At 74.1% G+C, this 25,083-nt stretch carries 29 protein-coding genes; 9 read left to right on the forward strand and 20 right to left on the reverse strand.

Going from position 1 to position 25,083, the window contains the following annotated elements; all coding sequences use genetic code 11:
* Positions 1–132 precede the first annotated feature (132 nt).
* The 4 genes from ACFP2E_RS04640 to ACFP2E_RS04655 all read left to right on the forward strand — a co-directional run bounded on the left by ACFP2E_RS04640 (position 133) and on the right by ACFP2E_RS04655 (position 3,583).
* Entirely contained in the window at positions 133–1,842 is a 1,710-nt protein-coding gene (locus ACFP2E_RS04640; RefSeq protein WP_378521418.1) for a nitrite/sulfite reductase, read from the forward strand.
* Position 1,843: 1 nt separating this feature from the next.
* Positions 1,844–2,014 carry a hypothetical protein gene (locus ACFP2E_RS04645; RefSeq protein ID WP_378521417.1) on the forward strand — a complete coding sequence of 57 codons (171 nt, stop codon included), beginning with the start codon at positions 1,844–1,846 and terminating at the stop codon, positions 2,012–2,014.
* Positions 2,011–2,757: a phosphoadenylyl-sulfate reductase gene (locus ACFP2E_RS04650; RefSeq protein ID WP_378521416.1), complete on the forward strand. Its 747-nt coding sequence runs from the start codon at positions 2,011–2,013 to the stop codon at positions 2,755–2,757. The genes ACFP2E_RS04645 and ACFP2E_RS04650 overlap by 4 nt, the downstream gene beginning before the upstream one ends.
* Before the next feature lie 82 nt (positions 2,758–2,839).
* Positions 2,840–3,583 (forward strand): sirohydrochlorin chelatase, encoded by a 744-nt coding sequence (locus ACFP2E_RS04655; RefSeq protein ID WP_378521415.1) that lies wholly within the window; start codon positions 2,840–2,842, stop codon positions 3,581–3,583.
* Positions 3,584–3,669: 86 nt separating this feature from the next.
* Here ACFP2E_RS04655 and ACFP2E_RS04660 read toward each other — a convergent pair whose 3' ends face one another.
* From ACFP2E_RS04660 to ACFP2E_RS04670, 3 genes are read right to left on the reverse strand one after another with little or no spacing between them, the layout of a single operon-like run.
* Positions 3,670–4,050, reverse strand: coding sequence for a DUF3037 domain-containing protein (locus ACFP2E_RS04660; RefSeq protein WP_378521414.1), 381 nt, complete (start codon positions 4,048–4,050; stop codon positions 3,670–3,672).
* A complete protein-coding gene (locus ACFP2E_RS04665) occupies positions 4,047–4,814 on the reverse strand; it encodes a HipA family kinase (protein WP_378521413.1) in 768 nt (255 codons plus the stop codon). Before ACFP2E_RS04665 ends, ACFP2E_RS04660 begins: the two co-directional genes overlap by 4 nt.
* Positions 4,811–5,659, reverse strand: a complete 849-nt coding sequence (locus tag ACFP2E_RS04670; protein ID WP_378521412.1) for a PPK2 family polyphosphate kinase — start codon at positions 5,657–5,659, stop codon at positions 4,811–4,813. The genes ACFP2E_RS04665 and ACFP2E_RS04670 overlap by 4 nt, the downstream gene beginning before the upstream one ends.
* Before the next feature lie 199 nt (positions 5,660–5,858).
* Between ACFP2E_RS04670 and ACFP2E_RS04675 the strand changes: the two genes are divergently transcribed.
* The gene (locus tag ACFP2E_RS04675) at positions 5,859–6,584 is read left to right on the forward strand and encodes an HAD family hydrolase (RefSeq protein ID WP_378521411.1); all 726 of its coding nucleotides are present in this window, start codon (positions 5,859–5,861) and stop codon (positions 6,582–6,584) included.
* Here ACFP2E_RS04675 and ACFP2E_RS04680 read toward each other — a convergent pair.
* The 9 genes from ACFP2E_RS04680 to ACFP2E_RS04720 form a co-directional block, all read right to left on the reverse strand.
* Positions 6,563–7,135 carry a regulatory protein RecX gene (locus tag ACFP2E_RS04680; protein ID WP_378521410.1) on the reverse strand — a complete coding sequence of 191 codons (573 nt, stop codon included), beginning with the start codon at positions 7,133–7,135 and terminating at the stop codon, positions 6,563–6,565. The two genes, ACFP2E_RS04675 and ACFP2E_RS04680, sit on opposite strands and share 22 nt — an antisense overlap.
* Before the next feature lie 31 nt (positions 7,136–7,166).
* Positions 7,167–8,213 carry a recombinase RecA gene (gene recA / locus ACFP2E_RS04685; RefSeq protein WP_378521409.1) on the reverse strand — a complete coding sequence of 349 codons (1,047 nt, stop codon included), beginning with the start codon at positions 8,211–8,213 and terminating at the stop codon, positions 7,167–7,169.
* A gap of 241 nt (positions 8,214–8,454) precedes the next feature.
* Complete coding sequence (locus tag ACFP2E_RS04690) at positions 8,455–9,660, reverse strand: sensor histidine kinase (RefSeq protein WP_378521408.1); 1,206 nt, start codon at positions 9,658–9,660, stop codon at positions 8,455–8,457.
* 10 nt (positions 9,661–9,670) lie between these two features.
* Positions 9,671–10,354 carry a response regulator transcription factor gene (locus ACFP2E_RS04695; RefSeq protein ID WP_378521407.1) on the reverse strand — a complete coding sequence of 228 codons (684 nt, stop codon included), beginning with the start codon at positions 10,352–10,354 and terminating at the stop codon, positions 9,671–9,673.
* 1 nt (position 10,355) lies between these two features.
* Positions 10,356–10,823, reverse strand: coding sequence for a hypothetical protein (locus tag ACFP2E_RS04700; protein ID WP_378521406.1), 468 nt, complete (start codon positions 10,821–10,823; stop codon positions 10,356–10,358).
* Entirely contained in the window at positions 10,820–12,016 is a 1,197-nt protein-coding gene (locus ACFP2E_RS04705) for a molybdopterin-dependent oxidoreductase (RefSeq protein WP_378521405.1), read from the reverse strand. Before ACFP2E_RS04705 ends, ACFP2E_RS04700 begins: the two co-directional genes overlap by 4 nt.
* Complete coding sequence (locus ACFP2E_RS04710) at positions 12,013–12,663, reverse strand: methyltransferase domain-containing protein (RefSeq protein ID WP_378521404.1); 651 nt, start codon at positions 12,661–12,663, stop codon at positions 12,013–12,015. The genes ACFP2E_RS04705 and ACFP2E_RS04710 overlap by 4 nt, the downstream gene beginning before the upstream one ends.
* Positions 12,660–13,304 carry a DUF2064 domain-containing protein gene (locus ACFP2E_RS04715; RefSeq protein ID WP_378521403.1) on the reverse strand — a complete coding sequence of 215 codons (645 nt, stop codon included), beginning with the start codon at positions 13,302–13,304 and terminating at the stop codon, positions 12,660–12,662. Before ACFP2E_RS04715 ends, ACFP2E_RS04710 begins: the two co-directional genes overlap by 4 nt.
* Positions 13,301–14,011: a glycosyltransferase family 2 protein gene (locus ACFP2E_RS04720; RefSeq protein WP_378521402.1), complete on the reverse strand. Its 711-nt coding sequence runs from the start codon at positions 14,009–14,011 to the stop codon at positions 13,301–13,303. The genes ACFP2E_RS04715 and ACFP2E_RS04720 overlap by 4 nt, the downstream gene beginning before the upstream one ends.
* 113 nt (positions 14,012–14,124) lie before the next feature.
* Between ACFP2E_RS04720 and ACFP2E_RS04725 the strand changes: the two genes are divergently transcribed.
* The gene (locus tag ACFP2E_RS04725; protein WP_378521401.1) at positions 14,125–15,510 is read left to right on the forward strand and encodes a hypothetical protein; all 1,386 of its coding nucleotides are present in this window, start codon (positions 14,125–14,127) and stop codon (positions 15,508–15,510) included.
* Between the two features lie 5 nt (positions 15,511–15,515).
* Here ACFP2E_RS04725 and ACFP2E_RS04730 read toward each other — a convergent pair whose 3' ends face one another.
* The 4 genes from ACFP2E_RS04730 to ACFP2E_RS04745 are packed head-to-tail and all read right to left on the reverse strand — an operon-like array spanning position 15,516 to position 18,827.
* Positions 15,516–16,559 (reverse strand): NAD-dependent epimerase/dehydratase family protein, encoded by a 1,044-nt coding sequence (locus tag ACFP2E_RS04730; RefSeq protein ID WP_378521400.1) that lies wholly within the window; start codon positions 16,557–16,559, stop codon positions 15,516–15,518.
* Entirely contained in the window at positions 16,556–17,353 is a 798-nt protein-coding gene (locus ACFP2E_RS04735) for an S-methyl-5'-thioadenosine phosphorylase (RefSeq protein ID WP_378539280.1), read from the reverse strand. The genes ACFP2E_RS04730 and ACFP2E_RS04735 overlap by 4 nt, the downstream gene beginning before the upstream one ends.
* Positions 17,354–17,358: 5 nt before the next feature.
* The gene (locus ACFP2E_RS04740; protein ID WP_378521399.1) at positions 17,359–18,636 is read right to left on the reverse strand and encodes an MFS transporter; all 1,278 of its coding nucleotides are present in this window, start codon (positions 18,634–18,636) and stop codon (positions 17,359–17,361) included.
* The gene (locus ACFP2E_RS04745; RefSeq protein WP_378521398.1) at positions 18,633–18,827 is read right to left on the reverse strand and encodes a DUF3046 domain-containing protein; all 195 of its coding nucleotides are present in this window, start codon (positions 18,825–18,827) and stop codon (positions 18,633–18,635) included. Before ACFP2E_RS04745 ends, ACFP2E_RS04740 begins: the two co-directional genes overlap by 4 nt.
* Positions 18,828–18,891: 64 nt before the next feature.
* Between ACFP2E_RS04745 and ACFP2E_RS04750 the strand changes: the two genes are divergently transcribed.
* Entirely contained in the window at positions 18,892–19,407 is a 516-nt protein-coding gene (locus ACFP2E_RS04750; protein ID WP_378521397.1) for a GNAT family N-acetyltransferase, read from the forward strand.
* On the opposite strand, the gene ACFP2E_RS04755 is transcribed toward ACFP2E_RS04750, so the two are convergent.
* From ACFP2E_RS04755 to ACFP2E_RS04770, 4 genes are all read right to left on the reverse strand, one after another.
* Positions 19,404–19,880, reverse strand: coding sequence for a DM13 domain-containing protein (locus ACFP2E_RS04755; RefSeq protein WP_378521396.1), 477 nt, complete (start codon positions 19,878–19,880; stop codon positions 19,404–19,406). The genes ACFP2E_RS04750 and ACFP2E_RS04755 overlap by 4 nt on opposite strands.
* Positions 19,881–19,970: 90 nt before the next feature.
* Complete coding sequence (locus ACFP2E_RS04760; protein ID WP_378521395.1) at positions 19,971–20,792, reverse strand: ABC transporter permease; 822 nt, start codon at positions 20,790–20,792, stop codon at positions 19,971–19,973.
* Entirely contained in the window at positions 20,792–21,628 is an 837-nt protein-coding gene (locus ACFP2E_RS04765; protein WP_378521394.1) for an ABC transporter permease, read from the reverse strand. Before ACFP2E_RS04765 ends, ACFP2E_RS04760 begins: the two co-directional genes overlap by 1 nt.
* On the reverse strand, positions 21,628–22,554 hold the full coding sequence (locus ACFP2E_RS04770; RefSeq protein ID WP_378521462.1) for an ABC transporter ATP-binding protein: 927 nt from the start codon (positions 22,552–22,554) through the stop codon (positions 21,628–21,630). Before ACFP2E_RS04770 ends, ACFP2E_RS04765 begins: the two co-directional genes overlap by 1 nt.
* Before the next feature lie 163 nt (positions 22,555–22,717).
* Between ACFP2E_RS04770 and ACFP2E_RS04775 the strand changes: the two genes are divergently transcribed.
* Together ACFP2E_RS04775 and ACFP2E_RS04780 are read left to right on the forward strand one after the other, a co-directional pair.
* Positions 22,718–23,938 (forward strand): hypothetical protein, encoded by a 1,221-nt coding sequence (locus ACFP2E_RS04775; RefSeq protein WP_378521393.1) that lies wholly within the window; start codon positions 22,718–22,720, stop codon positions 23,936–23,938.
* A 212-nt stretch (positions 23,939–24,150) separates the two neighbouring features.
* Positions 24,151–24,459 carry a GIY-YIG nuclease family protein gene (locus ACFP2E_RS04780; protein ID WP_378521392.1) on the forward strand — a complete coding sequence of 103 codons (309 nt, stop codon included), beginning with the start codon at positions 24,151–24,153 and terminating at the stop codon, positions 24,457–24,459.
* Positions 24,460–25,083 lie beyond the last annotated feature (624 nt).

Consider the following 25,083-nt stretch of genomic DNA (forward strand, 5'->3'; position numbering starts at 1 on the left):
CGTGGTTCGACGCCACGTGGACTTCGGGCGCACCCGCAGCATGATGTGTTGGCCCCGCTGAAACCACGCCGCCCCTCGTTCGATTCCCGCGCTCACCGTCGCGCGCGGCACCTCAGCGTCAAGGACCACCTCATGTCTGAACTGCAGACCGCTCCTGCTCGCCGTCCCCGCCCCCGCCGTGGCGAGGGCCAGTGGGCGCTCGGCTACCGCGAGCCCCTGAACAAGAACGAGCAGACCAAGAAGGACGACAACCCGCTCAACGTCCGCGACCGGATCCTCAACATCTACTCGCGGCGCGGGTTCGCCTCGATCGACCCGAGTGACCTGCGCGGCCGGTTCCGCTGGCTGGGCCTGTACACCCAGCGCGCCCCGGGCTTCGACGGCGGCAAGACCGCACTCCTCGAGGAGCACGAGCTCGACGACGAGTTCTTCATGATGCGGGTCCGCACGGACGGCGCGCTGCTGCCCCCGGCCACCGTGCGCGCCCTGGGAAGCATCGGTCGCGAGCTCGCTCGCGACACCGCCGACGTCACCGACCGCGAGAACATCCAGTACCACTGGATCCGCGTCGAGGACGTCCCCACGATCTGGCAGCGGCTCGAGGACGCCGGGCTCAGCACCCTCGAGGCCTGCGGGGACTCGCCCCGACCGTTCCTGGGCTCGCCGGTCGCCGGGGTCGCCGCCGACGAGATCATCGACGGCACCAGCGCGCTGGAGGAGATCAAGCGGCGCTACATCGGCGACCCCGAGCTGGCGAACCTCCCCCGCAAGTTCAAGACCGCGCTCACCGGGCACCCCAGCCACGACGTCTCGCCCGAGACGAACGACGTCGCCTTCGTCGGCACCGTGCACCCCGACCTCGGCCCGGGCTTCGACCTCTGGGTCGGAGGCGGGCTGTCGACCAACCCGATGCTCGCCCAGAAGCTCGGCGTCTGGATCGCCCTCGACGAGGTGCCCGACGTGTGGGCCGCGGTCTGCCGCATCTTCCGCGACTACGGCTACCGCCGGCTGCGCTCCCGCGCCCGGCTGAAGTTCCTGGTGGCCGACTGGGGCGTCGAGAAGTTCCGCGAGGTCCTCGAGACGGAGTACCTCGACCGCAAGCTCGTCTCCACCCCCTCGCCGCCCTCCCCCGTGGGTCACCGCGACCACATCGGCGTGCACGAGCAGAAGGACGGCAAGCGCTACGTCGGCGTCGCCCCGACCGCGGGCCGGGTCTCCGGCACGCTGCTGGAGCAGCTCGCCGACCTCATGGAGGAGCACGGCGTCGAGGGCGCCCGGCTCACGCCGTACCAGAAGATCGTGCTGATCGGCGTCGACGCCGACCGGGTCGACGCCCTGCTCGACGGGCTCGACGGGATCGGGCTGTCGGCGCGCCCGTCGCAGTGGCGGCGCAACACCATGGCCTGCACCGGCATCGAGTTCTGCAAGCTCGCCATCGTCGACACCAAGAACCGCGCCCGCGACCTCGTCGCCGAGCTCGAGCGCCGGTTCCCGGACCTCGACGTGCCGATCACCGTCAACGTCAACGGCTGCCCCAACGCCTGCGCCCGCACCCAGGTCGCCGACATCGGCCTCAAGGGCCAGCTGGTCCTCGATGCCGACGGCCGGCAGGTGGAGGGTTTCCAGGTGCACCTCGGCGGCGCGACCGGGCTCCACGCCAACTTCGGCCGCAAGCTGCGGGCCCACAAGGTCACCAGCACCGGCCTGGACGACTACGTCACCGCCGTCGTCCGCGCCTTCCTGGCGGACCGGGAGGACGACGAGTCGTTCGCGGCCTGGGTCGCCCGCGCGGACGAGGAGCTGCTGCGCGGCGAGCCCGACGAGTCGGAGGGGGCGGCCTGAGATGTCCGAGCGCGCGGTCCCCTTCCACTGCCCCTACTGCGGCGACGAGAACCTCTGGCCGCACGAGGGAGCCCATGGGTCGTGGGAGTGCCGCTCCTGCCTGCGCGCGTTCACGCTGAAGATGCTCGGCCTGGTCCGGCCCACGAGCGGCGCCCCGGAGGACGGGTCATGACCGCAGCGACCACGCGCACCGCGAGCAGCAACCGCGGCAGCCACACCGAGGGGCGCTCCCCCGAGGAGCTGCGCGACCTCGTGTCGCACGTCGGCGCCGAGCTCGAGCTGGCTCCCGCCGAGCACATCATCGAGTGGGCGGTGGCGACGTTCGGCGAACGGTTCTGCATCACCTCGTCGATGGCCGACGCCGTCCTCGCCGACCTGGCGTCCAAGGTCGCGCCGGGCATCGACGTGGTCTTCCTCGACACCGGCTACCACTTCGCCGAGACCATCGGCACGCGTGACGCCGTCGAGGCGACGCTCGACGTCAATCTGCTCACCATCACGCCCGTCCAGAGTGTGGCGGAGCAGGACGCCGAGCACGGCAAGGACCTCTTCCGCACCGACCCGGACCGCTGCTGCGCGCTGCGCAAGGTGCAGCCGCTCGCCGACGCCCTGGCCGGGTACGACGCCTGGGCGACCGGCCTGCGCCGCGCCGAGACCCACCACCGGGTCATCGCGCCCGTCGTCGGCTGGGACGCCCGCAAGGGCAAGGTCAAGGTCTCCCCACTCGCCCGCTGGACCGACGAGCAGGTCGACCGCTACATCGTCGAGAACGGTGTGCTGGTCAACCCGCTCGTCTACGACGGCTACCCCTCCATCGGCTGCTGGCCGTGCACCAGGCGCGTCGCCCCCGGCGACGACCCGCGCAGCGGCCGCTGGGCCGGCACCGGCAAGACCGAGTGCGGGATCCACGCATGACCCCGCACCTCAACCCCCAGACCCCCCAGATCGACAGCGTCGTCGGTCGTCCCTCACCCCGCAACGAAGGGAGGCAGCACTGATGGCTGCTCCTGCACTGGTGGCCCTGGCACACGGCAGCCGGGACCCGCGGTCCGCCGAGACGATCACCGCCCTCATCGACCTCGTCCGCGAGAGCCGGCCCGACCTCCGCGTCGAGGCGGCCTTCCTCGAGCTGTCGAAGCCGTCCTTCCAGACGGTGGTGAACAAGCTCGTCCGCGCCGGCCACGACGAGATCGTCGTCGTCCCGCTGCTGCTCACCGAGGCCTACCACGCCAAGGTCGACGTCCCCCGCGCCGTGGCCGAGGCCACCGAGCGCCACGAGGGTCTCAGGATCAGCACGACCGACGTGCTCGGGCTGCAGCCCACCTTCCTCGAGGTGCTCGACCAGCGGCTCCGCGACGCCCTCAAGGAGCGTCGGGTCCGCGAGCTCGACGCGCTCGTGCTCGCCGCGGCCGGCTCGTCCGACCCACTGGCCAACCAGGCGGTCGCCCGGCTCGCCCGGCTGTGGGGCACCCACCACAAGCTGCCGGTGACCGCGGCGTTCGCCTCGGCGTCCCCGCCGGCCACCGGCGAGGCCGTGCGCGCCTTCCGCGCCCAGGGCCGCCGCCACATCGCGGTCGCCTCCCTCTTCCTCGCGCCCGGCTTCCTGCCGGACCGTGCGGCCGAGCTCGCCTACGAGGCGGGTGCGGTGGCGGTCTCCGCCCCGCTGGGCGTGCACCCCGAGGTCGCCCGCACGATCCTTGCCCGGTACGCCGTCGGCGCGGTCGAGCTCGTCCCCGTCTGACGCCGAGCTGCCACCAGTTGCCGCAGCGCGCGGCAACTGGTGGCAGCTCGTGTGCTCCTGGAGGGGAACTGCTGGCAGCTCGCGCTTCAGCCGACGAGTCGCTCGAGGAGGTGCTCGAGCTGGCGGGCGGGGTCGGTGGTGACGCCGCCGTGCACGGGACCGGGCTGGAGGACCGTGCTGCGCGGGGCCTTGAGGAAGCCGAAGCGGGTGCCGGGCGGCTTGCCGGCGGCCGCTCCCCCGCGCTCGTCACCGGCGCAGACCCCCTCGACGAACCGGAGGGCGTCGCAGAGCTGGTCCAGGTCGAGCCGCTGGTCGAGCGCGCGCAGCCGCTGCTCGTCGACGCTCCAGGCGGCCTGCAGGAACCCGGCCGCCTCGCAGTAGACGACGACGCCGACGTTGAGGAACTCCTCGCGGTCGACGCGCGGGACGCAGCGCAGCACGACGTACTGGTAGGCGAGCCGGGTCATGCGGCACGCTCCCCCGGCAGCCACTGGCGGCTGCCCAGCCGGGCGGTGAGGAAGCGAACGTAGGCCGCCCGCAGAGCGTCGGGCGACTCCGCGCCGGGCACCGGCTCGAGCCAGGCATCCGGCACCTGCGCCACGACCTCCTCGAAGACGGCCGGGTCCAGCCGGTCGCGCAGCTCCGCGTCGACCTCGGCCACCCGATCCGCGCAGCCGCGCAGCACGTGGTCGCCGGCGTCCCAGGGCTGGGCGGCGAACCGCGCCGGGTCGGAGACGCCGCCGCTCCAGGCGTGGTGGAAGTAGAGCGAGGCGCCGTGGTCGATGACCCACAGGTCGCCGTGCCAGCACAGCAGGTTCGGGTTGCGCCACGAGCGGTCGACGTTGGCCGTGAAGGCGTCGAGCCACAGCACCCGGCTGGCCACCGCCGGGTCCGTGCCGAGGTCGCCGTCGTAGCCGAACGCGCCGGGCAGGAAGTCGATGCCGAGGTTGAGCCCCGGGCTGGCGTTCAGCAGGTCCTGGACCTCCTCGTCGGCCTCGTAGCGGGCGATCTCGGGGTCCAGGTCGAGGGCCACCAGCCGCGGCGTGGCGAGCCCGACCCGGCGCGCCAGCTCGCCCACGACGACCTCGGCCACCAGCACCCGCGGTCCCTGGCCGGCGCCGCGGAACTTGCACACGTAGGTGCCGAGGTCGTCGGCCTCCACCAGGCCGGGCAGGCTGCCGCCCTCCCGGAGGGGCGTGACGTAGCGGGTGACCGAGACGGTCGGGATCACGAGGCTTCCCCCTCCTGCCGGAGCAGCCGCAGCTGCTCCTCCACGTCGAAGTCAGCCTCCGGCCACGCCGGCGCCATCCGCTCCAGCGTGTCGTGGAGGAGCCGGCCGACCGCCAGGTTGCGGTACCACTTGCGGTCCGCCGGGACGACGTACCACGGTGCCACCTCCGTGTTGGTGCGCTCGAGGGCGACCTCGTAGGCCTCCCGGAACTGCGGCCACCGCGCGCGGTCCTCGAGGTCGCCGGGGTCGTACTTCCAGTGCTTGTGCGCCTTCTCGAGGCGGGCGACGAGGCGGGCGTGCTGCTCCTCCCGGGAGAGGTGGAGCAGGCACTTGACCACGGTGGTGCCGGAGGCCAGCAGCTCGGCCTCGAACTCGTTGATCGCCTCGTAGCGGCGCTCGATCTCGGCCTCGTCAGCCAGGCGGCGCACGCGCGCCACGAGCACGTCCTCGTAGTGGGAGCGGTCGAAGACGCCGATCAGCCCGGGGCCGGGCAGCGCCTTGCGGATCCGCCACAGGAAGTCCTGCTCGCGCTCCTCGGCGGTCGGAGCCTTGAAGGACGTGATGCGGACCCCCTGCGGGTCGACCAGCCCGACGGTGTGGCGCAGCACCCCGCCCTTGCCGGAGGTGTCCATCCCCTGCAGCACGAGCAGGACGCTGCGGGCGCCGTCCGGCGACGCGACGCCCTCGGCGAACAGCCGCTCCTGCAGGTCCGCGAGGTCGTCGCCGAGCTCGGCCAGCGCCGCCTTGCCCTGGTCCTTGTCGCCGTCGAAGCCCGGCGTGGCGTCCGTCGGGATCGAGGAGAGGTCGACGGGGCCGGGCGGCAGGCGCAGGGTGGGCTCGTCCATGGCGTCATCATGGCGGATCCACGACGGCGGCCCGCACCGCAGACCGGTCGGTTCGGGTCCAGATCCGGCGCAGGGGTGGCCACAGGGGTTTGCGGCAGGCAGCATCGGGCACGGCGCAGGGGCAGACCGCACCACCCTGCACGAACCTGCACCAACCCGGCCTCACGCGCCTGGCCTGCACCAACCTGGGGAGATTCTCATGAGCACCGACCGCGCCTTCGACACCGCCATCCTCGACCTGGACGGAACCCTCGTCGACTCCGTCTACCAGCACGTCGTCGCCTGGCGGTCAGCGTTCCTGGCCGTGGGGATGGAGGTGCCCGCCGCACGGATCCACCGGGCGATCGGCATGGGCGGCGACCGGCTGGTGGCCGAGGTGGCCGGCCAGCCGGCCGAGACCGCCGTCGGCGACGAGGTGCGCTCCCTGCACGGCGAGCGCTTCACCGCGCTGCAGCACCAGGTGACGCCGACGGAGGGGGCGCGTGCCCTGCTCGAGGTGCTGCGTGAGCACGGCCTCAAGGTCGTGGTGGCCAGCTCCGGGGAGCGCGAGCAGACCGAGCAGCTGCTCGAGCTCGTCGGCGCCGAGGAGTCGCTGCACGACTTCGTGTCGGGCTCGGACGCCGACGCCTCGAAGCCGGCCCCGGACCTGATCGACCGGGCGCTGGAGCTCGTCGGCGGCGAGTCGGCCTTCATGGTCGGCGACGCCGTGTGGGACATCGAGACGGCGGCGCAGCGCCACCTGCCCTGCGTGGCCCTGCTGACCGGTGGCCTCTCGGCAGAGGAGCTGCGGCAGGCCGGCGCGGCGGCCGTGGTGGCCGACCCCGCCGCGCTCGCCGACGACCTCGACGACGTGCTTGCGGCCCTCGCCGACCTGGCGCCGCACCGCGAGCCCGCGCTGTCGGGTCAGTCGTCCTCGAACGCCTGATCCGCCTCGGGGTCGGCCCCGAGCTCGTCACGCACCACCGCGAAGGCGAGGCCTGACGGGTAGCCCTTGCGGGCCAGCATGCCGACGAGGCGCCGCGTCGCGGTGGCGTTGTCGACCCGGCTCAGCGAGCGGAGCTTCTTGCGGACGAGGGCGCGGGCCGCCGCCTCCTCGTCGTCGGGGTCGATCTCGTCGAGCGCCTCGCGGGCGACCTCGTCGTCGACGCCCTTGCGGCGCAGCTCCTGTGCCAGCGCGCGGCGCGCCAGCCCCTTGCCGGACTGCCGGGCAGAGACCCAGGTCCGGGCGAAGGCCTCGTCGTCGACGAGCCCGACCTCCTCGAACCGGTCGAGGAGCCGGGTCGCGACGTCGTCCGGCACGTTGCGGGCGGCCAGCTTGTCGGCCAGCTCCTTGCGGCTGCGCGCCCGCCCCGTCAGCTGGTCGAGCAGGATCGTGCGGGCCACCGACTCCGGGTCGGCGTCCGGCCCCTGGCTGACGGGGTCCGCCGGCGGTGGTGGCGGCGCGGACCCGGTCCACGCCGCCACCCCGGCGGCCACGTCACCCTCCCAGGGACGGCCCCCGGCGGGATCAGAAGTCATCGACACCGATCGGGTCGGCCGGTGCCGCCTCGGCGTCGACCGTCGGGCCGACGCCGAGCTTCTCGAGGATCTTCTTCTCGAGCTCGTTGGCGAGGTCGGGGTTGTCGCGCAGGAAGGAGCGGGCGTTCTCCTTGCCCTGGCCGAGCTGGTCGCCCTCGTAGGTGTACCAGGCGCCGGCCTTGCGGACGAGGCCCGACTCGACGCCCACGTCGATGAGGCCGCCCTCGCGGGAGATGCCCTTGCCGTACATGATGTCGAACTCGGCCTGCTTGAACGGCGGGGCGACCTTGTTCTTGACGACCTTGACGCGGGTGCGGTTGCCGACCATCTCCTGGCCGTCCTTGAGGGTCTCGATGCGGCGCACGTCGAGCCGGACCGAGGCGTAGAACTTCAGCGCCCGGCCACCGGTCGTGGTCTCGGGCGAGCCGAACATGACGCCGATCTTCTCGCGGAGCTGGTTGATGAAGATCGCGGTCGTGCCGGCGCCGTTGAGGGCACCGGTCATCTTCCGCAGCGCCTGGCTCATCAGGCGGGCCTGGAGGCCGACGTGGCTGTCGCCCATCTCGCCCTCGATCTCGGCCCGCGGCACGAGCGCGGCCACCGAGTCGATGACGATGAGGTCGAGGGCGCCCGAGCGGATCAGCATGTCGGCGATCTCGAGCGCCTGCTCACCGGAGTCGGGCTGGGAGACGAGCAGGGCGTCGGTGTCGACGCCGAGGGCCTTGGCGTACTCCGGGTCGAGGGCGTGCTCGGCGTCGATGAAGGCGACGATGCCGCCGGCCCGCTGGGCGTTGGCCACCGCGTGCAGGGCGACCGTGGTCTTACCGGAGGACTCCGGACCGTAGATCTCCACGACGCGGCCGCGCGGCAGGCCGCCGAGGCCCAGCGCGACGTCGAGGGAGATCGCCCCGGTCGGGATCACCTCCAGGGGCGCCCGGGTCTCGTCGCCCAGGCGCATGACGGAGCCCTTGCCGAACTGCCGCTCGATGTTGGCGAGCGCGGCGTCGAGGGCCTTGTCGCGGTCTCCACCTGCCATGTCGTTCCGTCCTGTCCGGGCTCCCCGAGCCCCGTTGCCTGAGGTACTGCGAGAGGTCTTGCCTGTCGCCTTGCGTGTCGTCGTCATCGTGGTCAGAACGCTAGACGCGACCTCCGACAGGGTCGTCGGGGATCCCGACCCCTGGGGACGACGTCGACCAGCGCGTCACCTGTGGTCACCACGGTAACCCGAACACGTGTTCGAGATCGGCACCGGGTGCGGCGTGTCGGGCTTGTCACCGTCAGGCTGTCGCGGCAGGCAGCAGCACCCGGAACCGGCAGCCGTGGTCGACGTTCTCGACGTCCACCCGGCCCCGGTGGGCCTCGACGATGCCCTTCACGATGGCCAGCCCCAGTCCCCCGCCCCGCCCGGCACCGCTCCCGGCACCGCTCCCGGCACCGTCCGGGCCGTCGAGCCCGGTGTCGGGCGTCCGCGCAGCCTCCCCCTGCCAGGCGACGTCGAAGACGCGCGCCCGGACGTCGTCCGGGATCCCGCCGCAGCCGTCGGTGACGCTGAGCTCGATCTCGCCCGGCGCGCCGGGCTGCACGGGCAGCGCCCGACCGTGGATCTCCACGACGCCGTCGGCGGGCGTGTGCCTGATGGCGTTCATGACGAGGTTGGTCAGCACCCGCGACAGTCCCGCCGGGTCCGCACTGACCTCGACCGCGCCGTCGACCGAGCCGCCGAGGTGCACCCGGCGGGCCCGGGCCACCGGGTCGGCCCCGGCGATGGTCTCGCTCACGACGTCGCCGAGCAGCACCGGCTCGGGGCTCAGCCGCAGCACGCCCGCGTGGATCCGGGACAGCTCGAAGAGGTCGTCGACCATCCGGACCGTCCGGTCGACCTCGGCGCGGATCTGGCGGTGGTACCGCGCCGGGTCCGCGGCCAGGCCGTCCTCCAGCGCCTCGGTCATCGCGCGCAGCCCGGCCAGCGGGGTGCGCAGGTCGTGCGAGACCCACGAGACGAGCTCCCGGCGCGACCCCTCCAGCCGCCGCTCCCGCGCCTGCGCCTCCTCCAGCCGGGTGCGGGCCAGAGCCAGCTCCTCGGACAGGTCCCGGAACTCGCGGGGGCCCAGCTCGTCGCCGCCCGCACCGTCGCCGCCCGGGCCGTACGCCGACCGGGTGCCGACCCGGCGTACCTCCTCGCGCAGCGCGTGGGACCACCGCACGATGGCGCCGCCGAGCGCCAGCGCCACCAGCAGCGCGACGGCACCGGCCGCGACGGCGACCAGCGTGACGACCTGCAGGTCGTGGTCGGAGATCAGCATCAGCCGGGCGATCGCCAGCACCCCGGCCAGCACCGCCACCACCCCGGTGACCGCGACCAGCCCGAGCTGCCAGCGCACCGAGCGGTGCCGCAGCAGCCAGCCGGCGCCGAGGCCGAGCGCACCGACGAGGAGCGCCGCGACCGCGGCGACCAGGACGACCTGGACCTGCTCGCCGGTCATGCCGCCGTCCTCATGTCGCGGCCTCCCACCGGTAGCCGACGCCCCAGACGGTCACCAGCCGGGAGGGCCGGGTCGGGTCGCGCTCGACCTTCTCCCGCAGCCGCCGCACGTGCACCGTCACGGTCGACCGGTCCCCGATCGACCAGCCCCACACCTGCTGCAGCAGGTCCTCGCGGGTGAAGGCGCGCCCGGGGTGGGCGGCGAGGAAGTGCAGCAGGTCGAACTCGCGTGCCGTGAGCGACAGCTCCTCGCCGGCGAGGGTGGCGCGGTGCGCGGGGGCGTCGACCACCAGGTCGCCGTCGGTGACCACCGGCGGCGAGTCCTGGTCCGGCCCGCTGGTGCGGCGCAGCACCGAGTCGACCCGGAGTGCGAGCTCGCGCGGGCTGAACGGCTTCGTGACGTAGTCGTCGGCGCCGGTCTCGAGGCCGACGACGCGGTCGGTCTCGGCGCCGAGAGCGGTGAGCATGATGACCGGGACGTCGTTCTGGGCGCGGAGCCGGCGGCACACCTCGAGCCCGTCGATCCCGGGGAGCATCAGGTCGAGCACGACGAGGTCGGCCGGCCGCTCCCCCATCAGCCGCAGCGCACCCTCACCGTCACCGGCCTCGGTGACCTCGTGGCGGTGGGCCCGCAGGTAGGACACGACCACCTCGCGCACGGTGGGGTCGTCGTCGACGACCATCACGCGGGCCATCTCAGCCCTCCTCCCGGGCGGCACGCCCCTGTCGCGAGCGTACGACGGCGAGGCCCACCGCACCCGCCACCGCGGCCGCGGTCAGGACCACCAGCAGCGCCCACCCGGCCCAGTAGGGCCGGTCCAAGAGGCTCGGGTTGTCGGCGCGGGCCCCGAAACGGCCCAGCACCGGCACGGCCAGCAGCGTCACCGACCCGAGGACCACCGCCCCGACCGCGACCGCGCCACGGGCCACCGGCGGCACCAGTCGCGCCACGCCGAGACCCACCAGCACCACGAGCGGCGCCAGCACGAGGTCGTGGAGCACCACGCCGACCGCCAGCCACACCGCCACGCCCACCAGCCGGTCGAGGTCCTGGCGGCTGAGCAGCAACCCCACGCCGTACGCCGCCAGCGCGACGCCGGCGGCGCCGGTCACCCAGCGGGCGTCGAGACCCTCGCCGAGCGCCGCGATCCTCGGGCGCCTCACGCCTGCACCTCCAGCCGGTGCACCCACTTCGTCTGCAGCACCCCGGGGCGGTTGGGGGCGATCAGCCGGCACGGGAAGCCGTGGTCGAGGTCGAGGGTCTCGCCGTTCAGCGCCAGCGCCATCAGGGTGCGGTCGTCCTCGGCGAAGTTGTCCTGCAGGATCGTGCGCCGGAAGGGCCCGGACTCCTGCAGCGAGACCACCAGCACCTCGCTGTCGGCGGGGGCGTCGACGAGCGCCAGCAGGTCCCGCACCCGTACGCCGGTCCAGGTGCCGGAGGCGCTCCACCCCTCCACGCAGGCGATCGGCAGCTCCTCGGTCCGCTGCGGCAGCGCCAGCAGGTCCTCGCGGGTGAGGCCGACCTCGCGGTCACCGTTCGCCACGACCAGCCGGAACGCCGGGCTGGTGGCGGAGTCCGTGACGCCCGCGGCCGCCGCCGACTTGTTCACCGGGACCCCCTGCGGGCCGTCGCCCGAGCGCACGCCGAGCACCGAGACCCGGCGCAGCGCGGGCACCGCGCTGCCGGCGGTGGCGAGCACGGCGACGCCGGCGGCGAGCCAGGTGGCGCGCAGCAGGCCGCGCCGGGAGAGCGCACCCTCCCGGTCGGCCTCGGGTCGGCCGTGGCCCTGGTCGACGGCCGGGTCGTCGACGTCGCGGCCGAGCGCGTCGCGGATCACCGGCAGCTTCACGGCGACGTGGACCAGCAGCGCGCCGATCGCCACCCAGGCGACGGCGTAGTGGGAGGCGCGGAAGGAGAACGACCACGGGTACCACTGGGCCGAGTTGGCCAGGCCGGTGGCGAGCTGGAAGACCGCGGCGGCGACGAGCACCCCGATGGACGCCCGCTCGAGGCCGTGGCGGACCACCGGGCCGAGCGGCTTGGTCGGCGGCCGCTCGAAGAGCCGCGGGTAGACCGCCCACAGCTTCACGAGCAGCAGCGGGACCGCGGCGGTGCCGCTGACGACGTGCAGGCCCTGGGTGACGCGGTAGCCCCAGGCGGGGCTGGTCGGGAACGGCACCGGCTGGTCGGGGTTCTGCGCGTAGTGGCTCACCAGGCCGGTGAGGAAGCAGATCCCGAACGTGATCCCCAGCCACAGCCCCACCCGGGCGGCGACCGCCGGGCTGCGCAGCCGCGACCGGAAGTCCGACGGCGCGGGCACCGGCGGCGACGGCAGGGACTTCCGGAGCGGCTTCACGTCGCCGTCTCCAGCACCGCGCACCAGCGGCCGTCCCACGTGTGGACCGCGACGGCGGCCAGCCCGACAGCGGCGGCGAGCGCGGCCACGGCGTCCACCCCGACGACGGACCAACGGAACGGCCGGCTGCGCAGGCCGGCGCACTCGAGGACCGCCCAGCCGGTGGCCGTGCCGGTGCCGGGGCCGGCGAGCTCGACGACCACGCGACCGCGCGGGTCCAGCAGCTGCCTCACGCGGGCGAGCAGCGCGCCCGGGTCGCCGCCGATCCCGATGTTGCCGTCGGCGAGCAGCGCCGTCCCCCACCGCCCCTCGCCGGGCACGGGCCCGAACACGTCCCGGTGCAGCGCGGCGCCGCCTCGCCGGCGGGCCAGGCCCACCGCCTCGGGGACGACGTCGATGCCCAGCACCAGGTGGCCGAGCGCGGCGAGCGCCGCGGTGAGCCGGCCGGGGCCGCAGCCGATGTCGATCGTCGGGCCGTCGCACTGCTCGAGCAGCAGCGCGTCGGAGTCGTCCGCCTCGCGGGTCCACTCGGCGACCGGCAGCGCCCGGGTGCCGCCGGGCCCGACCATCGGCCCGACCACGGCGCAGGGCTCGCCGCGCAGCGCCCGCGCGAAGACGGTCGTGAAGGGGGCGTCGACGGGGGTCACGGCGAGGCCTCCCAGCGCCGGGCGAAGCGTGTGCCCGGGGCGGTGCGTGCCACCGCCTCGGCGTCGGCCGCGGTGTCGACGTCGCGCAGCGTCGGGGCCGTCCCCACCCGCAGCCCGCGGGCCTCGAGCGCCGCCCGCGTCGCGGCGTACGTCTCCGGCGTCGACATCGGTACGCCGGCCAGCGCGGCGGCGTGGGCCGGGTCGCGCAGCGCCAGCACCCACCAGCCGCCGTCCTCGGCGGGCCCGAGGACCGCGTCGTGGCCGGCCAGTCCGGCACAGACCTCGGCGAGCAGGGCCGGGGTGACCTGCGGCGTGTCCATGCCGACCTGCAGCACCGCGCCCGGGCCGGCGTCGGCGTGGGCGTGGACGAGCCGCTCGGCGAGGCCGTCGCCGTGCTGCGGCACGACCGCCCAGCCGGCGAGTGCGTCCTGCAGGCCTGCCCCGTCGCTGGCGCGGGCGAGGTCGCCGTGCAGCGCGAGCACGCAGTCCGCGGCCCCGGCGGTGGCGGCGCAGGCCTCGAGCGTGTCGAGCAGCGCGGCGGCGGCGAGCCCGGCAGCCACCTCGTCCCCGACGACGCGGGCCAGCCGCGTCTTGGCCTCCCCGGGGACCGGGGCGCGGGCGACGACCAGCAGCCGGGTCACGACAGCACCCGCCAGAAGTCGCGGGCGGTGCGGACGGTCCCCCGCACGGAGCCGGACACCTTGGAGCGGGTGCCCTCGGCGCGCGGGTGATAGGCCACGTCGTGCTCGCTGACCCGCCAGCCGGCGCGGGTCGCCCGCTGCAGCAGCTCGACCGGGTAGCCGAAGCGCCGGTCCTCGACGCCGAGGTCGAGCAGCGCCTGCCGGCGGCAGACCCGCATCGGCGCGATGTCGTGGGCGGGCAGGTCGATGCGGCGCCGCAGCCAGCCCACCACCAGCGCGTTGCCGAGCCGGGCGTGCCACGGCCAGACCCCGGTGCGTACCGGTCGACGCCGGCCCACCGCGAGGTCGGCCCGCCCGGAGCGGACGTCGCGCAGCAGCGGCAGCAGGTCGGCGGGGTCGAAGGAGCCGTCGCCGTCCATGAACGCGACGTGCTCGTGGGTCGCGGCGAGCAGCCCGGCGTGGACGGCGGCCCCGTAGCCGGGCCGGTCCTCGGTGACGACGCGTGCCCCGTGGGCGCAGGCGACGTCGGCGGTGCCGTCGGTCGAGCCGTTGTCGACGACCACCACGGCGAACCCGGACGGCACCCGCGGCAGCAGCGCGGTCAGGGCCGGGGCCTCGTCGCGGCACGGCAGGACCAGGTCGCAGTCCGGGTCTCGGGCCGGGTCGTCTCCCGCGTCGCGGGCCGGGTCGGACAGGTGGCCGTCCATACCGCCAACCTAGGGACGGCCGGAGCCGCACGGCACCGGTTCGGGCTTACGAACGTGTGACGTCGCCGCCGTGGGAGCGCCGCGCACGCCGCGCTCCCCCTAGGCTCGCGAGCATGGCGGAGGCCCACCGGACGCCGACGACGACCGGGCCCGCAGGGACGACGAAACGCGCGGCCGGGTCGCGCGGTGCCGCCCTGGGGCTGGCTGCCGCGATCGCGCTCGTGCTGGTCGCCGCCATCGTGCCGCCGCTCACCGGCTGGGACGTCAACGCCCGCTCCCCCCGCGCCAGCGCCAGCGGAGAGCTGGCGCCGACGCACGGGTTCTGGGACCCGCGGGTCGGCGTCGGCAGCGTCCCGGCTGTGCTGCTCGCGCTGCTCGGCTGGCGGTACGCCGCGGCGTACGCCGGGAGGCTGGCGTGGCGGCCGCTGCTGCTCACGGCGTACGGCGTGGCGCTGGCGTGGCTGCTCTCGCTCGCGCTGGTCGACGGCGAGGCGGGGATCTCGCGGGTGCTGGCGCACGGCTACGAGTACCTCGAGACCGCGCGCGAGGTCGACGACGTGCGCGCGCTGCTCGAGGGGTTCGTGCCGCGGATCTCCCCGGACCACCCCGACAACTGGGTCACCCACGTCGCCGGCCACCCGCCCGGGGCGCTGCTGCTCTTCGTCGGACTCGTCCGCGTCGGCCTCGGCGGCGACCTGGCGGCCGGGCTGGTGGTGACCGGTGCCGCCGCCTCGGTCGCGCCGGCGGTGCTGGTGACGCTCCGCGCCCTCGGTGCCGAGGCCGCGGCCCGGCGGGCGGCGCCGTTCCTGGTGCTGGGGCCGGCGGCGGTCTTCATGGCGGTGTCGGCCGACGCCGTCTTCGCCGCGTTCGCGGCGTGGGGGCTGGCCGCCCTGGCGGTCGCCGCCACCCGGTCCGGCCGGGGCGCCGCGGTGGGCTGGTCGGTGGCCGCCGGGCTGCTGCTGGGCTCCTGCGTGATGCTCTCCTACGGCCTGCCGCTGCTGGGCTTCCTGGCCCTCGCCGTGCTCGCCGTCGCCCGGTCGTGGCGGCCGCTGCCGGTCGCCGCCGCGGCGGCCTCCGCGGTCGTGCTGGCGTTCGCGGCCGCCGGGTTCGCCTGGTGGGAGGGGCTGCCGGCGGTCCACGAGCGCTACTGGCGCGGGCTCGCGGCGGACCGCCCCGCGGCGTACTGGATGTGGGCCAACCTGGCCGCCCTCGTCGTGAGCGCCGGACCCGCCCTGGGCGCCGGACTCGGCCGGCTCGTCGAGCTCGGCCGCCGCGCAGAGCGGAGCGTGCTGCTGCTCGTCGCCGGTGCCGCCGCGGCGGTCGTGGTGGCCGACCTGTCGCGGATGAGCAAGGCCGAGGTGGAGCGCATCTGGCTGCCGTTCGTGCCGTGGCTGCTGCTGGCGACGGCGCTGCTGCCCGAGCGCTGGCGGCGACCGCTGCTGGCGCTGCAGGTCACCGTCGCGGTCGTGATGGAGCACCTGCTCTACACGACCTGGTGATCTCCTCAGTCGCGCAGCGGCGCGTGCGCGAACTCCGCCAGCCCCACCTCGGGACTGACCGCCGCGCTGAAGCCGAGCTCCTCGCGGGCGAGCTCCGGCGAGGCCACCACGTGGCGCACGTCGCCGGGGCGGTGGTCGCCCGTCACCACCGGCGCGATCCCGCTGCCGTGGCCGGCCGCCACCAGCCGCGCGACGTCGCCGACGCTGACCGGGTGGCCGGAGCAGACGTTGTAGGCGTCGACCGCCCCCGCGGGACGGTCCGCGACCGCCTCGACGGCGCGCAGGTTGGCGCGGGCAACGTCGGCGACGTGGACGAAGTCGCGCATCTGCCGGCCGTCCTCGTAGACCGTCGGTGGTGCGCCACGCTCCAGCGCGGAGCGGAACAGCGCCGCCACGCCGGAGTACGGCGTGTCCCGCGGCATGCCCGGCCCGTAGACGTTGTGGTAGCGCAGCGCGACGACCGCGCCCCCGGCGTGCCGGGCCCAGGCAGCGGCGTAGTGCTCCTGCGCGACCTTGCTGGCGGCGTAGGCGCTGCGCGGGTCGAGGCGCGCGTCCTCGGTGACCAGCTCCCAGTCCAGCGGCCCGCCGCAGGCAGGGCAGCAGGGGTCGAACCGGCCGGTCGCGAGGTCCGCCGCCGCGCGCGGCGGCGGCACCACCACGCCGTGTTCGGCGCAGGCGTAGCGGCCCTCGCCGTAGACCACCATCGAGGAGGCCAGCACCAGCCGGTCGACCTCGGCGTCGTGCATGGCGGCGAGCAGCGCTGCGGTGCCGAGGTCGTTGTGCGCGGCGTACAGCGGCAGGTCGCCGACCTTCACGCCCGCCCCGACCACGGCCGCCTGGTGGCAGACGACGTCGACGCCGCGCAGGAGCGCCGGCCACGACTCGGCGTCGCGGACGTCGAGCTGCTGGATGCCGACCGGCGGGCCGGTCTCGCCGTGCGCCATCGGGAGCATGGCGTCGATGCCCACCACGTCGTGGCCGGCCTCGCCGAGGATCGCCGCGGTGGCGGACCCGATGAAGCCGGCGGCTCCGGTGAGCAGGACCCTCACGTCGGCTCGCCCGGGGTCTCGTAGCTCAGCTCGAGGTCGTCGGCCCAGCTGCTGCAGGTGCAGCCGTCGGGGTCCGGCAGGTCGCCGATCACCGCCGTCAGCAGGCTGCGCAGCCGGTCGAGGTTCTCCGCGAAGCGGGCGAAGACCTCCTCCTGCCCGACCCCCTCGCCCGTGGCGACGCCGGCGTCCATGTCGGTGACGAGGGCGATCGCGGCGTAGCACTGCCGCAGCTCGCGGGCGAGCACCGCCTCGGGGTGGCCGGTCATGTTGACCAGGCTCCAGCCCTGCGCGGCGTAGTGCTGCGACTCGGCGCGCGTGGAGAAGCGCGGGCCCTCGACGACGACCATGGTGCCGCCCCGGCGCACGCCGGGGTCGGCGGCGGCGACCGCGGCGCCGAGCCGGTCGCAGTAGGGGTCCGCGAACGGCACGTGCACCGCGCCGGACTCGACGTAGCTCTGCACCCGGCGGTGGGTGCGGTCGACGAGCTGGTCCGGCACCACCACGTCGCCGGGGGCGACGTCGTCGCGCAGCCCGCCGACGGCGCACGGCGCCAGGACCTGGCGCACCCCCAGGGAGCGCAGCGCCCACAGGTTGGCGCGGTAGTTGATGGCGTGGGGCGGGTGCTCGTGGTGCGGGCCGTGCCGCGGCACGAACGCCACCCTGCGCCCGGCGACCGTGCCGACGCTGATCGGCCCCGACGGCTCGCCGTACGGCGTGCTGACGGCGCGCTCCTCCGCGTCCTCGAGGAAGGCGTAGAAGCCGCTCCCCCCGATGACCGCCACCTCGGCCCCCATCGACGTCACGGGACCAGAGTGCCAGTCCTCGTCCAGCGGTGCCCCGCGATCGCCGCCACGACGACCAGACCGGCGAGCGCGACCGCCGCCGTCGCGAGGACGGGGTAGCCCCAGGCGCCGACCACGACACCGGCCAGCGCGCCGGCCGCGGCCGCCGTCAGCCCCATGACGAGGTCGGCGGCCCCCTGCACGTCGGTGCGGACCTCCAGCGGGGCGTGGTCGGCGATCATCGTCGAGGCGGCCACGGTCGCGAACGACCAGCCGAGGCCGAGCAGGAAGAGGCCGCTGAGGATCTGCCAGGAGTGACCCTCGGGCGACCAGGCCGCCAGCCCGAGCGACGCGAGCAGCACCAGGCCGCCGATGCCGAGCACCGGCTCGCGGCCGACACGGTCGGCCAGCATGCCCACCAGCGGGGAGAACGCGAACATCCCCAGCACGTGGACGCTGATGACGAAGCCGATGACCTGGAGCTCCGCGCCGCCGTGCTCCATGTGCAGCGGCGTCATCACCATCACGGCGACCATGGCGGCGTGGGCGCCGGCGAGCCCGGCGACCGCGGCGCCGAGCACGGGCCGGGAGCGAACAGCCGCACCGACCCGGCGCCACGACGTGCCGGTCGGGACGGCGACCGGCTCACCGGCCGCCTCCTCGGCGAGCACGCGGGCGAGCAGCAGCGGGTCGGGCCTCAGCCGGACGGCGATCACGGCGGCGGCCACGAGCATGCCCACGCTGCCGATCACGAAGGGACCGGCGAGGTCGGGGACGCCGAGCGTTCGGGCCACCGACGTGGACAGGCCGGTCAGGTTCGGCCCGGCGACGGCGCCGATGGTGGTCGCCCAGACCACGAGCGACAGCGAGCGCCCGCGATGGGCGGGCTCCGCGAGGTCGGTGGCGGCGTACCGCGCCCCGTTGTTGGCGGCGGTCGTGGAGCCGAGCAGGGTGGCCCCGACGAGGAGCAGCAGCATCGAGCCGACCACCGCGGCGAGCACGGCGAGCATCGCGCCGCTCGCACCGAGCAGGTAGCCGGTGGCGAGGCCGATCCGCCGGCCGCGGCGCCCCATCAGCCGGGCCAGCACGTAGGCGGCCAGCGCGGCGCCGAGGACCTGGCAGGTCTGGGCGAGGCCGGCGAGCGACTCCGAGCCGGACAGGTCCCGGGCCAGCAGCGAGGCGGTGGCGATGCCGATCGTGATGCCGACGGCGCCGACCGCCTGGCCGACCACGAGCGTGCCGAGGGTGCGTCGCTGCGCCGCCGCGACGTCGGGCCCGCTGCCGACAGTCGTCACCGGTCCACCGGCGGCAGGTCGAGCGCGGACCAGACCGCGCGCCACACCTCCTTGGGCGACGCCCCGGAGGCGAGCGCCTCCTCGACGGTGCGCCCGCCGAGGTCGGCGAGGACGTACTGGCTGGCCCACGAGCGCGCGTACGCCGGTCCGAGCGCGTGCTCCATCCGCTCCCAGAACTCGGTGTGCCGCATGGCGCCCATCCTGTCAGCCGGGCCGCGGATCGGCACCGCGGTATCCCGGTGGGAGACTCCCGCCATGCTGATCCGGCCCGCCCTCGCCGACGACCTCGCCCGGGTCGCCGCGGTCTACGACCGCGAGGTCTCGTCGGGCACCGCCACCTTCGACCTCGAGCCGCGCCCGCTGGCAGCGTGGGAGGAGCGGCTGGCGAGCAGCGCGCCGGGCGACCACCTGCTGGTGGCGGTCGACGGGGACGGCGGTCCGGACGGCGCCCTCGCGGGCTACGCCACCTCGTCCCCGTTCCGGCCCAAGGCCGGCTACCGGTTCACCCGCGAGACGACCATCTACCTCGCTCCCCACGCCCAGGGCCGCGGCCTGGGCCGACGGCTGTACGACGAGCTGCTGGCGCGGCTGGCGGCCGACGGGATGCACCTCGCGCTCGCGGCGGTCGCGCTGCCCAACCCGGCGAGCCTGGCCCTGCACCGTGCGTGCGGCTTCGAGGAGGTCGGGGTGATGCGGGAGGTCGGCCACAAGCACGACCGGTGGCTCGACGTGATGTGGCTGCAGAAGCGGCTCGACGGGGCGGCTGGCTAGAGCTGCACCGGTGCGGTGCCGAAGGCGGTGTTGAAGCGGTCGCACCAGATGACGACCGACCGCAGCCCCGCGAGGTCGGCGTCGTCGGGGATCGCGTAGTTCTGGTTGCCGTGGGTGGCCTTGAGGTTGCCGAGCCGGACGTAGCGGCCGTCGTCGTAGGACCCGTGGTCCCCGCCGCTGGGCTGGTCGGTGATCCAGACGTGGACGTCCGGGCCGTCGGAGCCGGCCAGGTCCTCGAGACGCAGCACGCGGCTGCCGTCGCCGAGCTCGAGCACGACGGCACGGCCCGTGGTGGTCTTCGAGCCGTCCTCGAAGGTGCCGCTCGCGAGCACGGAGCCATCGGTCGCGCCGGCGGGCGCGGCCTCGTCGACCGTGGAGCTCGTGAACAGCCGCCACGGCTGGAACGCCCACAGCCCCACGGCGAGCGCCACCACGACCACCGGGACGACGACCCACATCCAGCGCTTCAGCATGTTCTCCACGCTAGGCGCGGCCGGCCGTCAACGGGCCCTGCAGTTGTGACCATTCGCTGACGGGCCGGCGTCGTGCGCGGCGCGGTCGGCTCAGGTGAGCAGCAGCCGGTCGAGGCGGCGCCGCACGATCCAGAGCCCCGCGAGGCCCATCAGCACGAGGTAGACCACCGAGATCGCCGACGCGGACGACAGGGTGCCGGTGGTGAGCTCGCGGCAGAGCACGACGCCGCGGTAGAGCGGGCTGGCCTCCACGATCCACCGCAGCGCGCCGTCGCCGTACTCGCTGATCGGGAAGAACGTCGCGGAGAACAGGAAGAGCGGCAGCTGCGCGAGCGTGATCTTGTCGAAGTCCTGCCAGCTCTTCATCCAGGTCGTCAGCGCCATGCCGACGGCGGCGAAGGCGAAGCCGATGAGCAGCGCGGCGGGCAGCGCCAGCAGCGCCCACCACGAGCTCACGAGCCCCATCGCGACCATCACCACGAGGAACGCCGCCGAGTACGTGCCGCCGCGGAGCTGGCCCCACACGATCTCGCCGCGGGCGATGTCGGACGTGCTCAGCGGGGTGGCCAGCATCTGGTCGTAGAGCTTCTCGTAGCGCAGCTTGAAGAAGACGTTGTAGGTGCTGTCGATGATCGCGCCGTTCATCGCGGAGGCGGCGAGCATCGCGGGCGCGACGAACTCGGCGTACGGGATGAGCTGGCCGTTGAACTCGAAGTCGTCGATCAGCGCGCCGACGCCGATGCCGATCGAGAAGAGGTAGAAGACCGGCTCGAGGAAGCCTGTCAGAAACAGCTTCCAGGCCTGCCTGTAGACGATGTAGTTGCGCAGCACGAGCAGCCGCAGCGCCTGCCACGACGAGAGCGGGCTGACCTGCGAGTCGCCGGTCGGGGGGGACGACGTGGGGACGGACATCAGCTCACCAGCCTCTTCGTCAGCCCGGTCACCGACCACACCCAGCCGGCGGCCGCGAGCGCCACGAGCACGAGGACGTTGACCGCGGCCAGGGACCAGTCGACCTGGTCGATGCAGAACATGCGGGACAGGTTGACGCCGTGCCACAGCGGGGTCAGCCGGGCCGCCCAGGCGCCGATCTCGCCGAGGTTGGTGATCGGGAAGAACGCCCCGGAGAAGAGGAACAGCGGGAAGACGACGAGCCGGAAGAGGACGCCGTACCCCTGCTCGGAGCGCAGCCGCGCGCTGAAGCCGTAGATCAGCGTCGCGAACGCCATCCCGACGAGGATCTGGCACAGCCACGCCAGCACCGGCCCCCACCAGGTGGCGAAGACGCCGAACGGGGCGAGCACCAGCATGAAGACGCCGCAGGTCGTGGCGAGCCGGAAGCCGACGAAGAGCAGGTGGGCGGCGACGAGGTGCCGGATCTGCAGCGGCGTGGCGATCATCGAGTCGTAGACCTTCTGCCACTTGATCATGCTCATGACCGGGTAGGTGGTCTCCCCCACCGCGACCTGCATGGCGTGGGCGGCGACGAGGCCGGGAACGACGAAGGTGAGGTACGACGTGGCGCCCTCGAGCCGTTCGGGGTCGGCCTCGATGAAGCCGCCGAGCAGCACTCCCATCGCGACGACGTAGAAGATCGGGGACAGGAAGGACGAGATGACGCTGCCGCGCCAGGTGCGGCGGTAGACGGTGAACCAGTAGTCGACCTGGCGGCCGATGCCCTCCCCGATCGGCAGGCCGCGCCGGTCGACCGGCAGCTTGTCGGGGGTCGCGGAGCTCGTGGTCGCCATCAGTCGACCAGCGTCCGGCCGGTGAGGCGGAGGAAGACGTCCTCGAGCGTGGAGCGGCGCACCAGGACCGCGACCGGCTCGAGCCCGCGCTCGTGGACCTTGGCGATGACCTCCTCGCCGTCGTGGCTGTAGACCAGCAGCCGGTCGGGCAGCACCTCGACCCGGTCCCCGAGGTCCGCGACCTTGTCGGCCAGCGCCTCGTGGCCCTCGCCCTCCTGCGCGACGCCGAACCGCAGCTCGGCCACCTCGCGCGTGGAGTGCTGCGCGATCAGCGCGAGCGGGGACCCCTCGGCCACGATGAGGCCCTTGTCCATGACGACGAGCCGGTCGCACAGCTGCTCGGCCTCGTCCATGTAGTGGGTGGTGATCACCAGCGTCACGCCGGCCTGCTTCAGCCGGAACAGCTGGTCCCACAGGATGTGGCGCGCCTGCGGGTCGAGGCCGGTCGTCGGCTCGTCGAGCAGCAGCAGGTCGGGGCGGTTGACCAGGGACCGGGCGATGGTGAGCCGGCGCTTCATGCCGCCGGAAAGGTCCTCGACCTTCGACTTCGCCTTGTCCTGGAGCTGCACGAACTCCAGCAGCTCGTCGACCCGGCTGTTGACCTCGGCGCGCGGGATGCCGAAGTAGCGGCCGTAGATGACGAGGTTGTCGCGGACGTTGAGCTCGCTGTCGAGCGTGTCCTCCTGGGGGCAGACCCCCAGCCGGCCGCGGATCGCGGGCCCGTCGGTCTCCGGGTCCATGCCGAGGATCCTCAGCTCGCCCCCGCTGATCGGCGAGACCGCCGCGACCATCCGCATCGTCGAGCTCTTGCCCGCGCCGTTGGGCCCGAGGAAGCCGAACGCCTCGCCCTTCCGGACGTCGACGTCGATCCCCTTCACCGCCTCGAAGTCACCGAACGACTTGCGCAGCCCGCGGGCGTGGATCATCGACTCCGTCACATGAAGAGACCCTAGGGGAACCGACCGACAGGGTTCACCCGAGATAGCGGGCGGAACCCGGGGTCGTGAGAGGATCCGGCCGTCTTCTCGGGGGTGCACCGTTCCGCACGGACGGCCGCGAGCCCGGCCCGCTGATCCGCTAGGAACCGTCATGCCCCGCCCGACCGTCGGCGCGTTCGCGCTCGCCGCCTCCCTGCTCCTCTCCGTCCTGGCCGTCCCGGCGCCCGCCCACGCCGAGCCGGTGGGCCACACGTCCTGGCAGATGCGCAGCGACGGGCACTACGTCAGCAGCGGTGAGCGCTCCTACACGCCGGAGACCGCATCGATCTCTGCCTCGGGCACGCCCTCCAGGGTCACCGTGAACGTCGCCGGCGGCGGCGAGTGGTGGGATGCCGACTTCGCTGCCCCCGAGGGGCAGCAGCTCACGGCCGGCACGACGTACGCCGGTGCACGCCGCTTCCCGTTCCAGGCACCGGGCGAGCCGGGGCTGGACGTCTCGGGCAGCGGCCGCGGCTGCAACCAGGTGTGGGGCGACTTCACCGTGCACGAGGCGACGTACGACGAGGCCGGGGCGCTCACGGCCTTCGCGGTGACGTTCGAGCACCGGTGCGAGAGCGAGAGCTCGACGCCGCTCTACGGCTCGATCGCGTGGCAGGCCACCAGCCCCGCCCGTCCCGCCCAGCCGCTGGTGTCGATCGAGGCGCTAGGCCGGAAGCACGCCTTCATGGACCGGGTCGTCGTGGAGGCCAGGGTGTCCCACGACTCCCCGATCCGCGAGCTGTCCATCTACGCCGAGCCCCACGGCCAGGAGCGCCGGCTGGTCAGGGTCGACACGGTCGCCAGCAACGGGCGCATGAGCGTGAGGATCAGGGTCACCCGTGCGACCACGTTCACCGCGGAGCTCGACGGCCAGGACCACTACGACGACGTCAGCGCCTCCACCGCCCTGACGGTTGCCGCCAAGGTGACCGCCACCATGCAGGACCCCAACCGCCGGGACCGGCGCTTCGCCTACTACCGGGCAGACAGGCGCGCGGTGCTGCTCGGCAAGGTGGGCCCGAACCACGCCGGCGACTGCCTCTACTTCCAGATCGAGTTCAAGGTAGGCGGCCGCTGGCGCTACCGCAGCGAGACCGACTGCGTCCGGATGTCGAGCGAGAGCCGTGCGGGCGCCTACCTCGACGGCAACCCCGACCTGGTCGACCGGAAGATCCGCAACCGGGCCGTGTGGCGGGGCGACGCCGCCAACACCCCCGACAAGAGCCGGTGGCGCTACTTCAAGTTCTACGCCGTTCGCGGCAGCCGCCCCGCAGCCCGCCCGGCCACGTCGGCATCGTTGGCCGAGCACCACGCCCCTTCTGCCTTGCGCTGACGGGGCCTGTGGAGACCCACTGAGACGGGCACCACCGCAACCCACGCCGGTCGAGCCCGTCGAGACCCACCGACACGGGCACCACCGCAACCCACGCCGGTCGAGCCCGTCGAGACCATCTCGTCTGCACAGGTCTTGCGCCGCGGATCCCAGTCCACAGTCGACGCGCACGGGCACCCGCGCAGGGCGGCCCATACCCGACGGTGTCCGGCATGCCATTCACCTACATGCTCCAGTGCTCGGACGGCACCTACTACGTGGGCAGCACGTTCGACCTCGACCGTCGGGTCGCGCAGCACCAGAACGGCGAAGGGGCGGCATACACACGGACGCGACGTCCCGTGCGACTGGTCTGGGTTGCGGAGTACGACAGCATCCGCGAGGCATATCTCGCCGAGAAGCAGATCCAGGGCTGGAATCACGACAAGCGGCGCGCGCTCGTCGAGGGCCGATACGCCGACCTGCCGCAGCTGGCACGAACGTCCCGAAATCGCCGTGACGGACGCATGCCTGGCGACTAGTCCCGCTCTCGCCTCACCGGGTCTCGACGAGCTCGACCGGCGTACGGTCACCGCCCTGCCCACCTCACCCGGGTCTCGACGAGCTCGACCGGCGTACGGTCACCGCCCTGCCTACGTCACCCGGGTCTCGACGAGCTCGACCGGCGTACGGTCACCGCCCTGCCTACGTCACCCGGGTCTCGACGGGCTCGACCGGCGTACGGTCACCGCCCTGCCTACGTCACCCGGGTCTCGACGGGCTCGACCGGCGTACGGTCACCGCCCTGCCTACGTCACCCGGGTCTCGACGGGCTCGACCGGCGTAGGGTCACCGCCCTGCCTACGTCCCCCGGGTCTCGACGGGCTCGACCGGCGTAGGGTCACCGCCCTGCCTACGTCACCCGGGTCTCGACGGGCTCGACCGGCGTAGGGTCACCGCCCTGCCTACGTCCCCCGGGTCTCGACGGGCTCGACCGGCGTACGGTCACCGCCCTGCCCACCTCACCCGGGTCTCGACGGGCTCGACCGGCGTACGGTCACCGCCCTGCCCACCTCACCCGGGTCTCGACGAGCTCGACCGGCGTACGGTCACCGCCCTGCCCACCTCACCCGGGTCTCGACGAGCTCGACCGGCGTACGGTCACC

This window comes from Nocardioides sp. GCM10027114, assembly GCF_042659625.1.
In the GTDB taxonomy this organism is placed as follows: Bacteria; Actinomycetota; Actinomycetes; order Propionibacteriales; family Nocardioidaceae; genus Nocardioides.

What these genes read in the sequence shown, in the direction of transcription:
- ACFP2E_RS04690 (WP_378521408.1), bottom strand. Translation starts at nt 9,660, where the DNA reads ATGACCGGCGAGCAGGTCCAGGTCGTCCTGGTCGCCGCGGTCGCGGCG.
- ACFP2E_RS04650 (WP_378521416.1), top strand. Translation starts at nt 2,011, where the DNA reads ATGACCGCAGCGACCACGCGCACCGCGAGCAGCAACCGCGGCAGCCAC.
- ACFP2E_RS04660 (WP_378521414.1), bottom strand. Translation starts at nt 4,050, where the DNA reads ATGACCCGGCTCGCCTACCAGTACGTCGTGCTGCGCTGCGTCCCGCGC.
- ACFP2E_RS04775 (WP_378521393.1), top strand. Translation starts at nt 22,718, where the DNA reads ATGCCCCGCCCGACCGTCGGCGCGTTCGCGCTCGCCGCCTCCCTGCTC.
- ACFP2E_RS04755 (WP_378521396.1), bottom strand. Translation starts at nt 19,880, where the DNA reads ATGCTGAAGCGCTGGATGTGGGTCGTCGTCCCGGTGGTCGTGGTGGCG.
- ACFP2E_RS04640 (WP_378521418.1), top strand. Translation starts at nt 133, where the DNA reads ATGTCTGAACTGCAGACCGCTCCTGCTCGCCGTCCCCGCCCCCGCCGT.
- ACFP2E_RS04750 (WP_378521397.1), top strand. Translation starts at nt 18,892, where the DNA reads ATGCTGATCCGGCCCGCCCTCGCCGACGACCTCGCCCGGGTCGCCGCG.
- ACFP2E_RS04725 (WP_378521401.1), top strand. Translation starts at nt 14,125, where the DNA reads ATGGCGGAGGCCCACCGGACGCCGACGACGACCGGGCCCGCAGGGACG.
- ACFP2E_RS04745 (WP_378521398.1), bottom strand. Translation starts at nt 18,827, where the DNA reads ATGCGGCACACCGAGTTCTGGGAGCGGATGGAGCACGCGCTCGGACCG.
- ACFP2E_RS04675 (WP_378521411.1), top strand. Translation starts at nt 5,859, where the DNA reads ATGAGCACCGACCGCGCCTTCGACACCGCCATCCTCGACCTGGACGGA.
- ACFP2E_RS04780 (WP_378521392.1), top strand. Translation starts at nt 24,151, where the DNA reads ATGCCATTCACCTACATGCTCCAGTGCTCGGACGGCACCTACTACGTG.
- ACFP2E_RS04760 (WP_378521395.1), bottom strand. Translation starts at nt 20,792, where the DNA reads ATGTCCGTCCCCACGTCGTCCCCCCCGACCGGCGACTCGCAGGTCAGC.
- ACFP2E_RS04670 (WP_378521412.1), bottom strand. Translation starts at nt 5,659, where the DNA reads ATGGACGAGCCCACCCTGCGCCTGCCGCCCGGCCCCGTCGACCTCTCC.
- ACFP2E_RS04720 (WP_378521402.1), bottom strand. Translation starts at nt 14,011, where the DNA reads ATGGACGGCCACCTGTCCGACCCGGCCCGCGACGCGGGAGACGACCCG.
- ACFP2E_RS04770 (WP_378521462.1), bottom strand. Translation starts at nt 22,554, where the DNA reads ATGATCCACGCCCGCGGGCTGCGCAAGTCGTTCGGTGACTTCGAGGCG.
- ACFP2E_RS04695 (WP_378521407.1), bottom strand. Translation starts at nt 10,354, where the DNA reads ATGGCCCGCGTGATGGTCGTCGACGACGACCCCACCGTGCGCGAGGTG.
- ACFP2E_RS04645 (WP_378521417.1), top strand. Translation starts at nt 1,844, where the DNA reads ATGTCCGAGCGCGCGGTCCCCTTCCACTGCCCCTACTGCGGCGACGAG.
- ACFP2E_RS04655 (WP_378521415.1), top strand. Translation starts at nt 2,840, where the DNA reads ATGGCTGCTCCTGCACTGGTGGCCCTGGCACACGGCAGCCGGGACCCG.
- recA (WP_378521409.1), bottom strand. Translation starts at nt 8,213, where the DNA reads ATGGCAGGTGGAGACCGCGACAAGGCCCTCGACGCCGCGCTCGCCAAC.
- ACFP2E_RS04765 (WP_378521394.1), bottom strand. Translation starts at nt 21,628, where the DNA reads ATGGCGACCACGAGCTCCGCGACCCCCGACAAGCTGCCGGTCGACCGG.
- ACFP2E_RS04735 (WP_378539280.1), bottom strand. Translation starts at nt 17,353, where the DNA reads ATGGGGGCCGAGGTGGCGGTCATCGGGGGGAGCGGCTTCTACGCCTTC.